The organism is Saprospiraceae bacterium (assembly GCA_016713025.1).
Lineage (GTDB): Bacteria > Bacteroidota > Bacteroidia > Chitinophagales > Saprospiraceae > OLB9.
This window is the reverse complement of the sequence record JADJPZ010000004.1, coordinates 2,958,946-2,972,432: the sequence shown is the minus strand read 5'-3', so window position 1 is coordinate 2,972,432 and position 13,487 is coordinate 2,958,946. Positions and strand designations below refer to the sequence as shown.

The following is a 13,487-nucleotide window of genomic DNA, read 5'->3' as shown; positions in this document are numbered from 1 at the left end:
CACTTCTCGCACTGTCATGCTCGACCTTACAGGATCGTTCAGTCCTGCATTTTTCTATTGCCTTGATTTTCCGTCCTTTACATCAAATATTTATCATTGGCAATAGACGCACTTTTTCTGCCCATCCGCTAGCGGTTCACTTCGTCAAAGGCTTACCCGCCTTTGGTGCTTTGCACTACACTACGTTCATGTTCACTATCGCTTGTTTTTTGAACAATTAACCACACCAATAGCTTTATGAAAATTGGGTGATGCTACTTTTTCAGCAGACCCTAAATAGTCAAACCAAATCAGACGCTACAATTCATCCCTGAAAGGACTCCTGTAGATATATTCATCCTGAGGTTTTACAAAATCCAGGACAGTTTCTACAGTTTTATTCAGAATTTTGTTGGTATGTCTGAGATACAGGTACATATCATGAGGTACCGCACCAACCGTTGATTTTATTTCGATGGCCGTACGTGACATATCCACCTTGGACGCTTTGTAGTCTATAGCTTCTCTGATGAGATCATACAACATATTCAGATAAAGCTGACACTCATAGTTTTCATCGGGTTCATATCCCAGAAAGTGGGCATCCAGGGCGTCATAGTTTTTTATACTTGTAAAAAAAGCGATCATTTTGCCATGTCTCCAGTACGTGGTCAATTTTAATTTATCCCCGAGTGCTTCTTTTAATTGTTCAAAATATCTTTCATGGAGTACAAATGCGTTGAATCCTGCCTGATCAGATACATTTTTATATAAGGCGTGAATCGTCTGTCTGTGGTTTGCAATGTCGTCAGCTGTAAACACTTTTTTGGTGATATCTCCTGCTTTTTGCATTGCCTTTCGGGCCCTGACTCTGTATTTGGACTTTAAGTCTTCCAGATAATCATCAAAAGTATTCCATTCAGGCTTCATTTCAAGGATCATTTTTGGTTGAACGGTAAACTTTGCGAAGCCTTTGTGATATTCTCCTGCTGCAGGAGTATCTTCTGTAAAAAAGTCCTTGATGAGAATGAGTCCAGAAGCAATCCCTTTTTTATTCAGGTATTGGTTTAACCTATCAGTAGCCTGTATAACAAGGTAAAACTGCTGATCTCTGGATATATCAGTTTTGAAACAAAATCCATACCGACCTGTCAAAAGTAAATTACCGCAAATGATAGTTTGAAAATTGATGGATCCAACTACAGCTTGTTTGATGGGTTCTGTGATTTTCTGAAATGAAGACCTTTGGTGGGTTTCGGACTTTCTCAGATTTTCTTTAAGGGTGACATACTTTGATTGAAAATAAACTATTCCGACAGGTAAGTTATTAAAAGTGACTAATCCGTAGTAGGGCACTATATCTGAGACAGGATAGTTCTCAATGATTTTCAGGAAATGAGGACTGAAAAAAATATCATTTCCTTCTGATATGATGGTCCAGTCTTCCTCCACATCTGATATTTTGTCAAATATTTCAATTTTATAACCCTGATCCAGCAATAATGCTTCTGACGCTTTATTTTTGTTACAAATGGATCCGGTAAGAAAAGTCATAGATCGGTTAAGATATTGTTTTGAATAAAAAGAAGTACGTGTACACATACTCCAATGCATTCATAAATATCATATTGGTTGGATTTGTTGCAAATTCAGGTGCCAATTATGGATATTATCGACATTTGGGTGGAAATTCAGGATGAAATAATGGAATTTGTAATGGGTTAATGTGCTAGTTGATCGCTCTGAGTGTGACAAGTTGTGCTAATGAGTTAATGTGGTAATTATGTGATCACAAAAAGCATGAAAGCTTGAGCTGATGTCCTAATTGGTCATTTTTTTTTTGATTGAGGAGCATCCACTGACCCTTAAGCAAAAAAAAATACAAAACTGCTAATACTGATGAGAATTTATTTTTCTAAAGGCGATGGTACTCATGTCTTTATTTTATAAACAATTCTGTCGCCATTACAAAGACGATGTTTTACATGTTTTTATTTTATTACGACAATTAAGGTTCATGATGATAAATGTCCTGATTTTAAATCACTTTAAATACAAGCTTCGTGTTACCGCTTTGGGTATACATAAACTTCGTCCTTACTCAAAATGAATACAATAGTAGAAGGTGCAATTCATTTTTTTGCACTGTGCTAGATTTCTTATTAAGTTTCGTTTGTTTGTCGTAACTTTTAACTACGATGCAATATATTAAGGTTTCTTGCCCGAATCGCAAAAAAATTGATGATTTTTAATGTGAGGCGAAAAAATGAAATACAACAATAGTAGATAAATTTTTCGCAAACCAATTTATTTTGAGTATAATTGCAGAATAGTGGAATTGCAGAATTATGATACTGTCGGTTTGCGGAACAGTATAACTGCCAATTTGTTGAATTGTGCTCATACCTGATCGGATGACTCCAGGGCATCACCATCGGTTGATTTGTTAACCCGACTAAAGTGGTCAGGCGGGATTGGAGAGCTGCTGACCGACGGTTACACACATATCGGTCAGGAGACCGAATGCTAATAGTCATAAAGTCTAAGATTTTGACATCGATTGGCAAAACAATTTAAACACATTTTCAGCTCAACCCATATTCAAATTTACAAATCCCCACAACTTGTCACTTTTTGCGTGATTATCACGTCTACACTGTTCGTTAGACCGAAAGATTGTAGTCATCAAAGTCAAAAATAATTTGGACATTAACATGAGTAGTATGATTTTTTTTTCGGTATAAATGAAAAAAAGCCATTTCAAGTAGGGGTAATGACTCATAATTGTGTCTATTATTTGATTTGATGATATAAACCCTTATCAAATCCTACATAACCCCACAATTGACCAATACTAAATGTAATATTTTTTACATTTAGTATTTATTATTTAATAAAATATTATTATTTATTAATTTTGCAGTTGCAAATTAATATATTATTGTTATTTTCAATATGATATTTTATTTTAATCGAAAATAGAAAAATTAATTCATATAAATGTAAATTATTTTACATTTTGTGATTTTCTAGATATAATTTATGTGACTTATACTTTTGATAGAGTCTCATGATTAGTTTTTATACGGGAATCGTTGAGTCCGAACTTCGGTTTCTTTTTTTTTGTGAACCTAAAATTTTGAGAATGAAAAGTTTCTTTAATCAAAGAAATTTTATAATTAATATTATAAAATTTCAATTAGCATTTTATGTTTTAATTATTGGAAATATCCAAGTAATTTTTTCGCAGAAACTAGATAATAATAGTTTCAAAGTTTATAGTGAAAGTAAACAAGCAAAGAGTGATGGAAAACTTCTCGTGGCACTTCACAAACATTACTCTGGAGAAATTAATGTAAATTACGAGTACAAAGGTTTTGGTAATTTTCAAAAAAGAACAGACCTTAATGCCATTAATGGTAAACTAACTATTGAAAACTTAAGCCCTGGAAAGTATTACAATATTAGAATTACAGATGATAATTCAATGTTATTAAATACTATCGATAGTTTTACAATAGATTTTGGAAGATTGTTGCCTGAAAATTATGGTTCAAGAGCTATTTGTGGCAATATTACTTTTACGGACTGTAATGGAGTCTCGATTACGAGATCTGGTCTGGAAACGGGTAAAGCTTATAATGTTGATAACAGTGTATCAACACCTTGTGGTTTTGAAGTATCTTCAAGTTGCACAGTTATAAATAAAAGCAAATGGCAATGTATCAGTGGAAATGCGAGTGCTCCACCGTCTTATACAGATCATACTATCACAAATTATTCGGGTGTAGGTCTCAGTGCATTAACTGCAGCGCGTATTGCTTGGATTATTTGCAATTATAATGTTCCCACAAGCGATAATGATCCTGCAGCTATTGCGGTATGGTACTTAACAGGCACTGGAGGAAGTGCTAACAGTATCTTTAATGCAGCTGTTGCGGCAGTTACTGCTGCAAATGGCAATCAAGATAAACTTGTATTTTATAAAAGAAAATATTCTACTAATCAAGATTATGTTAAATGGGAATGTTCAAATATCCAAAAAACTTGCCAATTAAAAAATACTTCTCAGTGCGATGGATCAGTTTCTAATCAAGGCCCATGGCTGGACTTGAGATTTAATGGAGTTTATCAACCTGGTTACACTGTTTTATCGGGAAGTATTACAGAATATAATAACGGAACAGCTTCCATAGTAGCACAAATTCAAAATACAGTTAATAGTAATATCAAATTTAATTTAAATGTTTTATTATCAGGAAGAAATTTAACAGGGCCTCCACATTTTAATTCAAGTGGAGGAGAATGTACCACTTCAGCTAGGCCGGATTGGTATTATTATAACACCATGGGCGGGACATTGACTGGAGTATCTGGATCATTGATGAATGGTGCTATTCTTAATATTAACCAGACATCTATGGGTACACCTGTACAAATAGGAACTGGAGCTGCGTTTTATAGTACAACTGCTTTTCAACTTTCTAGTTGGATGGATATGACAATTGTGACACAACCTACTACAGGCCAAACAATTACTAATGGTGGTGGCGGCACTGATTTATATTTTGATATTAATTGTCAAACCAGTTGCAACAATACCCCGCTGAGTTTATGCACACCAAATATCTTGAAAGCATACAATGTTGCAGAAATAGGATAAACCTTCGAATCCCCACAAAGAAATTTACCGCTTGTTTTGTTGCTTGATGGAATAAACTATCAAATCAAACCAGGAACGAATGCCAGAATTATTGAATATGCTGACGGCACATTAAAAGGGGTTATGGAATTAGTAAAGAATAATGGAACACTTGGTAATGTTGATTTGTCCTTGGGATTTAAAATTGAGCTTAGTGGATCTCAAAAAACCACAGGCACACCTGCAAGTCCGTGGACTCCTGTGGCTGGGTGTGCTTCAAATCCTGGCAATTGGACATTTTACAATACATTTGAACTTAAAATGTGCGGCACAGGCACTAATTCGGGAAAAACATACACTGTAACAAATCCTGGAGAAGCACTGAATCATCCATTGCAAATAGGAACAGGAGCGAATGCTTTAAATAGTAGTATGGGAGGGGGCATTTGGTTTGAATACTTGTTAGGAGATTTAGTATTTAATCTGTCACCTATCACATTAACGCCACTCACTGTAAATGCAGGAGCTGACAAAACAATATGTTACAACCAATCTACAACATTGACAGCTATAGCAAGTGGCGGTACTTCACCCTACACTTATACATGGAGTGATGGAAAAGCAAATGGAGCCATCAGAGGTCCATTGACCAATCCAACAAATAACTATACAGTGACAGTGACAGATGCCAACAACTGTACAGCATCAGATCAGGTTACAGTGACAGTCAACCCACAATTGAATTTCAGTCCTGCCAGCGACGAAGTATGTGCAGGAGGTAACTATACCAAGATTGTAAATGCGACAGGAGGAACACCGCCTTACACTTCTTACAATTGGTGTTGTGGCTTAGGAACTGGAAATCAAAAGTCTCTTCCTGCAACGGATGCAACCTACACTATTACAGTAACGGACAGCAAAGGGTGTACTGCTGTGGGTAGTTTTGCGGTGACGGTAAATACATTATCAGGGTCAGCTACAAACGATGGCCCATTGACCTGTACAAAAACAAGTGTGACCTTGACTGCGAATCCATCAGGAATGAGCTATGTATGGAGTTTTGGCGGTACATCTAGAACAAAAGTAGTATCTACTGCTGGTACTTATACAGTGACTGTTACTGCATCGAATGGTTGTACCACATCAAGTTCTACGACAGTGACAGAAAATAAAACAAAACCAACCCCTGGAGTTTCAAATGATGGTCCGCTCACCTGTATCAAAACTTCGGTAGTCCTAACAGCGCAACCATCGACAGGAGTTACATATTTATGGTCAGGAGGTGGCACCAATCAGACAAAAACAGTTACAACCGGGGGCACCTATACCGTGACAGTGACTAATATATCCAGCGGATGCTATGAAACAGCTCAGACAACTGTAAATGTTAATAATGCTCCACCTACAGGCTCCGCATCAAATGATGGCCCACTGACCTGTACCAAAACCAGTGTAACCCTGACGGCGACAGGCGGAGGCACGTATGCATGGTCAGGTGGCGGTAATGCAGCTACGAAAGTAGTGACAGCACCAGGTACATATACAGTAACGGTAACTTCAAGTAATGGATGTACAGCATTAGCTACGACAACAGTAGCTCAAAACATCACAGTACCTACACCAACGGCCAACAACGATGGTCCATTGACATGTACCAAAACCAGTGTAACGCTTACTGCAACAGGTGGTGGTACATACTTGTGGAGTGGTGGCGGAGCATTAGCTACCAAGACAGTAACAACTCCCGGCACTTATACAGTAACAGTAACCAATACAACAAGTGGATGTACGGCAGTAGCGACGACAACAGTAGCACAAAACAATACAGTACCTACAGCAACAGCCAGCAATGATGGCCCACTGACCTGTACAAAGACCAGTGTAACGCTAACAGCAACAGGCGGAGGTACCTATGCATGGTCAGGCGGTGGTACTGCGACTACAAAAGTAGTGACGGCGCCGGGTACGTATACAGTAACGGTGACAAATACAACAAGTGGATGTACGGCAGTAGCGACGACAACAGTAGCACAAAATAATACAGCACCAAGTGCAACAGCCAATAATGATGGTCCATTGACATGTACCAAAACCAGTGTAACCTTGACAGCGACGGGCGGCGGTACCTATGCTTGGTCAGGTGGTGGTACTGCGGCTACAAAAGTAGTGACAGCGCCGGGTACATATACAGTAACAGTAACCAATACAACAAGTGGATGTACAGCGGTAGCAACGACAACAGTAGCGCAAAACATCACAGTACCAACTGCAAGCGCAAGTAATAATGGCCCATTGACATGTACCAAGACAAGTGTGACCCTTACAGCGACAGGAGGAGGTACATATGCATGGTCAGGCGGTGGCACTGCGGCTACGAAAGTAGTGACAGCACCAGGTACCTATAAAGTGACAGTAACAAATACAACAAGTGGATGTACAGCGACAGCGACGACGACTGTATCACAAGATGTTACAGTACCAACTGCAACAGCAGATAACATAGGCGGACCATTAACGTGTACTACAACTAGTGTCACGATCAGAGCATTCCCAAATGATATAACATATACTTATAATTGGGGAGGACCAAGTGGCTATGCAGCTACAAGTCGGACGAATGTAGTAAGCACACCAGGCGTGTATAATGTAACTGTAACCAATCCAAGCAATGGATGTAGTGCAACAGCCACAACAACGGTTAATCAAGACATTACAACGCCGACTGGAAGCGCCAGCAATGATGGTCCTTTAAGTTGCGCCAAAACAATAGTAACAATGACAGCAAACCCTGCTACAGGAGTGACTTATGCATGGAGCGGTGGCGGAAATTTAAGGACAAAAGCAGTGACTACAGCAGGTACCTATACAGTAACAGTTACCAGCACTACAAACGGTTGTACAGCTGTTGCGACCACAACTGTGACAGGTGATACCAGCACTCCAAACTCGAGTGCAAGTAATGATGGACCGTTAACCTGTCTCAAAACAAGTGTAACCTTGACAGCTAATCCAGCAACAGGAGTAACATATCTATGGAGTGGTGGTGGTACCAATAGAACAAAAATAGTAACAACGGCTGGTACCTATACCGTTACAGTTACCAATAATAGCAATGGATGTACATCCTTAGCGACCACGACAGTATCAGAAAATAAAAGTGTGCCAAATGCAAGCGCCGACAATATCGGAGGCCCACTGACTTGTATAGATAACAGTGTGACGATCAGAGCATTTCCAAATGTCACGACGTATACCTATGCGTGGAGCGGTCCATCAGGATATACAGCCACATCAAGAGAAAACAATGTCTCGATCGCAGGCACATATAGAGTGACTGTCACGGACACTCAAAATGGCTGTACAGCATCGTCGAGTACAAATGTTACACAAGATACTGATATCCCTACGGCGAATGCGGGAGGAAACAAAACGATATGTAATGGTACCAGTACAACACTCACAGCTACAGGCAACGGTACATACAGATGGAGCACCAACGCGACGACAGCAAGTATCACTGTAAACCCAGTGATAACAACAACCTACACCGTTACAGTAACAGGAGCCAATGGCTGTACCAACAGTGCACAAGCCATAGTGACCGTTACACCACTTCCTTCATCAGGACTTACAGGTCCTAATGAGATATGTGTAGATGAATACGCAGTGTTTAATGCTAGTCCTGTGGTATCAGGAGCAACCTATGCATGGACCTTTGATGGCGGTACAAGTTTAGACGGAGATGCCAATGATCCAACAGAAAGCATCAAATGGGCAAGTACATATCAGAATACATCAAGAACAGTAACCCTTACGGTAACGAAAGACAATTGTAGTAATACTTACACTAAAGCTATTTTGGTAAAAGCGGGTGTATATCTCAATACACAGGCCAATTATCCAGTATGCGAGGAGGAACTGTCCAGATCGGACCCAATCCAAACGATGCCAATCAGGTAAGCCCGGGAGCCACCTTCCAATGGACGCCAAATTTGTTTTTGAATAGTAATACCGTAGCGAGACCACTATCTACGCCACCATTTGATATAGTATATACATTAACTGCGACGTTAAACGGATGTGCAGTGAGCAGACAAATCACTGTAGATGTGAATGTTAATTTGAATCCTATTGCAGATGCAGGACAGGATAAGACAGTATGTCTTGGCAACAGTGTACAAATAGGAGGTACCCCTACAGCGACACCACCCGCAGGAGCGACAATATCGGGAGTCATCTGGACAGTACCACCAAGCAGTACTATCAGCAGCACACAACAAAACCCATTAGTAAGTCCTACAAGCAATACGCAATATAGAGTCGTAGTAGTAGCCTCAACAGGATGTACCGATACGGACTTTGTCAATGTGACGGTACAACCAAAAGCAAAAATCGGTAACTTCGTATGGAGAGATGACAATGCTAATGGAATCCAAGACACGAACGAGCCAGGCTTAGGAAGCGTCCCAGTAAAACTATTCAATACATCCAATGTAGAGGTGGCCCAAACGACGACGAATGGCCAAGGATTTTATGAGTTTGAAGTATGTGCAGGAACTTATTATGTGGAGTTTGGAGCAGTTACAGGATATAGCAGAACGATCGCCAACACGTCAGATGATACCAAAGACAGTGATGCCAATGTAACCAATGGAAGAACCCAAAATTACACACTCAATCCGGGTGACAATAATCCAACAGTCGATGCAGGTTATGTTCCAAATGGCAAGATCGGAGATTTTGTATGGGAAGATAAAAATGGTAATGGACAGCAAGACAGCGGAGAACTGGGAATCTCAGGTGTTACTGTACAGTTGTTGGATCAAAACAATAACGTCATTCGAACCACGACCACGAGTAGTACAGGTGCATACGAATTTGATAATCTGCCTCCGGGCACATACTATGTGCGAGTGACACCACCGACAGGATATAGCGTCACCACACCAAATAGTGGAAATGATAACACGGATAGTGATATTTTAGTAGGCAGCAATACGACAGGAGCGATTAACTTAGGCGCAGGTCAAACTAATTTGACGATAGATGCAGGTTTACTGAGGCCAGCGAGTTTAGGAGATTATGTATGGGAGGATAGAAACGGCAATGGCGTACAAGACAGTGGTGAGCCCGGCATACCGGGAGTTACAGTGATGTTGGAGGATGCAAGTGGCAATCCAGCTAGAGATATCAATAACAATATCATAACTGCGACGACTACAGGTGCCAATGGTCAATATCAGTTTACAAACTTAAAACCAGGTGTAGTATATGTAGTAAAATTTACCACACCGAGTGGTTACCAACCGAGCAGTGCAGACAGAGGCGGAGACGACACCAAAGACAGTGATGCGAACACCAGCACAGGTAAAACACCAGGAGTGACTTTAGAAAGTGGACAAAACAATCCGACGATCGACGCAGGATATTACAAACCAGCCAGTCTTGGAGATTTTGTGTGGGATGATACCAATGGCAATGGCAGACAAGACGCTGGAGAGCCAGGGATCAGCGGACTCACAGTGACCTTGACTGGAACAGCGGGAGATGGAACGACAGTCAATCTGACAACGACCACAGGCCCAGATGGAAGCTATAGCTTTACCAATCTGAAGCCAGGAACATATACGGTTACATTTACCAAACCGACAGGAACAGCTTTTACAGGCCAAGACAATGGAACAGATGACAAAGACAGTGATGCAAGTCCTACGACAGGAAGTACCACCGCCATCACCTTAGTAAGTGGACAAAACAATACCACAGTGGATGCGGGAGTTACCAGACCAGCAAGCTTAGGAGATTATGTATGGGAAGACAGAAACGGCAACGGCGTACAAGATAGTGGTGAGCCAGGTATATCAGGAGTGACTGTAAGCTTAGAAGATGCAAGTGGTAATCCAGCAAGAGATATCAATAACAATATCATACCGGGTACAACCACAGGCACCAATGGCCAGTATCAATTTACGAACCTGAAACCAGGAGTCGTGTATGTAGTGAAATTTACAGCACCAACGGGATATCAACCGACGAGCGCAGACAGAGGAAGTGATGATACCAAAGACAGTGATGCTAATGTTACGACAGGTAAAGCTGCAGGTGTGACGCTGACAGGCGGTCAAAATAACCCAACGATAGATGCAGGATATTACCGTCCAGCGACGATAGGTGACTTTGTATGGGAGGACAAAAACGGTAACGGTATACAGGATGCGGGCGAACCAGGAATAGCAGGAGTTACCGTGACCTTGACAGGTACTAAGGGAGACGGTACACCGATCACACCGATCACCGTAACCACGGGTACCAATGGAAGCTATCAGTTTACGAACCTTGCACCGGGCACCTACACAGTGACGTTTACCAAACCAGCCAATACAGTGACGACGACACCAGACCAAGGAGGAGATGACACCAAAGATAGTGATGCGAGTATCACGACAGGAGCAGCAGCGCCCGTTACCGTACAAAGTGGTGAGACGAATAATACCATAGATGCCGGTTATTTGAAATCAGCAAGCTTAGGAGATTATGTATGGGAAGATAGCAATGCCAATGGAGTACAAGACAGTGGTGAGCCAGGTATAGCTGGAGTGACGGTGAGATTAGAAGATGCAGCAGGCAATCAAGCTAGAGACATCAACAATATTTTAGTACCAAATGCGACAACTGGCACCAATGGACAATACCAGTTTACCAATCTAAGACCAGGAGTAGTATATGTAGTCAACTTCATAGCACCAAATGGGTATACCACCACCAGCAGAGATAGTGGCAGTGATGACACCAAAGACAGTGATGCGAGTACGACGACAGGAAAATCACAACAAGTGACCCTAAGTAGCGGCGAAAATAACCCAACTATCGATGCGGGTTATTATAGGAGAGCGAGTTTGGGTGATTTTGTATGGCATGATTTGAATGCCAATGGCGTACAAGATGCAGGAGAGCCAGGAATAGGAGGAGTAACCGTGAGATTGTTCAATAGCAGCGGCATGCAGGAAGCGTTTACAGTCACAGCAGCGAATGGATCATACAGCTTTACGGGCTTGACACCTGGAAGTTACAGTGTGAAGTTTGATACTCCAAATGGCTATATAGTGACACCAAGAGATATGGGGGCAATGATACCAAAGATAGTGATGCCAATCCGGTCAATGGATTGAGTCCTGTAGTCAATCTGGCAGGAGGAGATAATAATACAACGATAGACGCAGGATATTACAAACTGGCGCAGATTGGTAACTTTGTATGGGAGGATAGAAATGCCAACGGAGTACAAGATGCCTTTGAGCCTGGAATTGAGGGCGTGACGGTCAATCTTACGGGAACAGATGTATTTGGAGTACCTGTAAATAAGACAACGACAACCGATGCAAGTGGTTTGTATGAATTTACCAATCTGGTACCGGGTACTTACACAGTGACATTTGTCAGACCAGGTTCGGCGTATAAATCATCACCATCGAATTCCAGTCCGGACGATGCAGCAGATAGCGATGCTGATCCCGTAAGCGGCTCGGCGGCTCCGGAGTTATTAGTGTCAGGTGAGGATAACAGAACGATCGACGCAGGCTTTTACAGATGTTCCAATGTAGGTGATTATGTTTGGGTAGACCAGGGAGGTATAAAGGATGTACAGGATGCAGGAGATGTAGGAATGAGTGGGAGTAAAGGTCGAATTGTATTCTACTAACAATCCTTCGGTGCCGGTACAAACGATGTTTACCAAACAAAATCCGAATGATGCCACTAAAAACGGATATTACAATTTTGAAATATGTCAATTGGGAACATATTTTATAAAAGTACATAAGCCTGAAAATTATGATTTTGTAACACCTAATCAAGGATCAGATGATGCCAAAGATAGCGATGTGATAGATTTTCCAAATCAGACGACCTTACTATTTACAGTGGGCTATGCAGTGACAATAACCGATATAGATGCCGGAATAAAATCAAAAGCTCTACCTGTAATACTCAAAGACTTTACGGGAAGATGGAATCAGACTGATGATGTCAATGAGCTTGCGTGGACAACAATGACAGAGGTCAATAATGATTATTTTGAGATAGAAAGAAGTGTGAATAAGGGAGATTTTGAGGTAGTAGGTCGTGTAAAAGGAAAAGGAAATAGTACGGAGATCAATGTGTACAAGCTTACAGATAGAGAAATCAGCAGGAATGGTGATTACGTGTATCGTTTGAGACAAGTGGATCATGATGGCAATGAAAGCATGTATGGACCACTATCGATAAAAGTAGAAAGAGACAATACAGGTAGAAAGCTGACAGTATATCCAAACCCAACAAAAGGAGCCTATACGATAGAAATCCAGGCATCAGAGGGACAAAGAGTGACAGCAGATATCTATGATAGTACCGGCAAGAAGCTGAGAAGTAAGATCATAGACAGTGTCTCTGACGGAGAAGTAATAAAATATCAGGATACAGGATCAGAGTTGGGTAAAGGGATGTACTACATTGTGATCAATGTGGATGGTGTTCTGACCAGCAAACCATTGATAGTGATTGAGTAAGTAATCAAAGGTTTATAAAGATTATTCTCAAATTTTAGGTTCACTTATTTGCAGTGTTTTACTAAAATATTTAGGCCAGGTAAGTTCGGAACTGCCTGGCCTTTTTTGAGTTACAAAAGATTCGAGATAAAATGTTTTAATTTTCATCATATGATTCCACGCGTTATTTTTTTGAAAATCAAGAAGAAGAGCGTAAAGAAATCTTCGCAAACGATTTTATCTCTGAACTGTGGGCTCCGTACCACAGCTTAGACTGAATGATAAAAATGTTCTATGGACGGCGAGTATTTTTAACACAGATATTCTGAAAAAGAAACACA

6 protein-coding genes are annotated in these 13,487 nt (G+C 40.8%); 5 read left to right on the top strand and 1 reads right to left on the bottom strand.

Features of this window, described 5'->3' with window-relative positions:
• Positions 1-297: 297 nt before the first annotated feature.
• The gene (locus IPK35_18980) at positions 298-1,581 is read right to left on the bottom strand and encodes a GNAT family N-acetyltransferase (GenBank protein ID MBK8055294.1); all 1,284 of its coding nucleotides are present in this window, start codon (positions 1,579-1,581) and stop codon (positions 298-300) included.
• A 1,543-nt stretch (positions 1,582-3,124) separates the two neighbouring features.
• On the opposite strand from IPK35_18980, the gene IPK35_18975 reads away from it, so the two are divergent.
• From IPK35_18975 to IPK35_18955, 5 genes are read left to right on the top strand one after another with little or no spacing between them, the layout of a single operon-like run.
• Positions 3,125-4,642, top strand: coding sequence for a hypothetical protein (locus IPK35_18975; protein ID MBK8055293.1), 1,518 nt, complete (start codon positions 3,125-3,127; stop codon positions 4,640-4,642).
• Positions 4,643-4,681: 39 nt separating this feature from the next.
• On the top strand, positions 4,682-8,581 hold the full coding sequence (locus tag IPK35_18970) for a hypothetical protein (GenBank protein MBK8055292.1): 3,900 nt from the start codon (positions 4,682-4,684) through the stop codon (positions 8,579-8,581).
• Positions 8,527-11,790, top strand: a complete 3,264-nt coding sequence (locus IPK35_18965; GenBank protein ID MBK8055291.1) for a carboxypeptidase regulatory-like domain-containing protein — start codon at positions 8,527-8,529, stop codon at positions 11,788-11,790. Before IPK35_18970 ends, IPK35_18965 begins: the two co-directional genes overlap by 55 nt.
• On the top strand, positions 11,787-12,320 hold the full coding sequence (locus IPK35_18960) for a carboxypeptidase regulatory-like domain-containing protein (GenBank protein ID MBK8055290.1): 534 nt from the start codon (positions 11,787-11,789) through the stop codon (positions 12,318-12,320). The genes IPK35_18965 and IPK35_18960 overlap by 4 nt, the downstream gene beginning before the upstream one ends.
• A complete protein-coding gene (locus IPK35_18955) occupies positions 12,289-13,167 on the top strand; it encodes a T9SS type A sorting domain-containing protein (protein MBK8055289.1) in 879 nt (292 codons plus the stop codon). The genes IPK35_18960 and IPK35_18955 overlap by 32 nt, the downstream gene beginning before the upstream one ends.
• Positions 13,168-13,487: the final 320 nt, after the last annotated feature.

What these genes read in the sequence shown, in the direction of transcription:
- IPK35_18980 (MBK8055294.1), bottom strand. Translation starts at nt 1,581, where the DNA reads ATGTGTACACGTACTTCTTTTTATTCAAAACAATATCTTAACCGATCT.
- IPK35_18965 (MBK8055291.1), top strand. Translation starts at nt 8,527, where the DNA reads ATGCGAGGAGGAACTGTCCAGATCGGACCCAATCCAAACGATGCCAAT.
- IPK35_18975 (MBK8055293.1), top strand. Translation starts at nt 3,125, where the DNA reads ATGAAAAGTTTCTTTAATCAAAGAAATTTTATAATTAATATTATAAAA.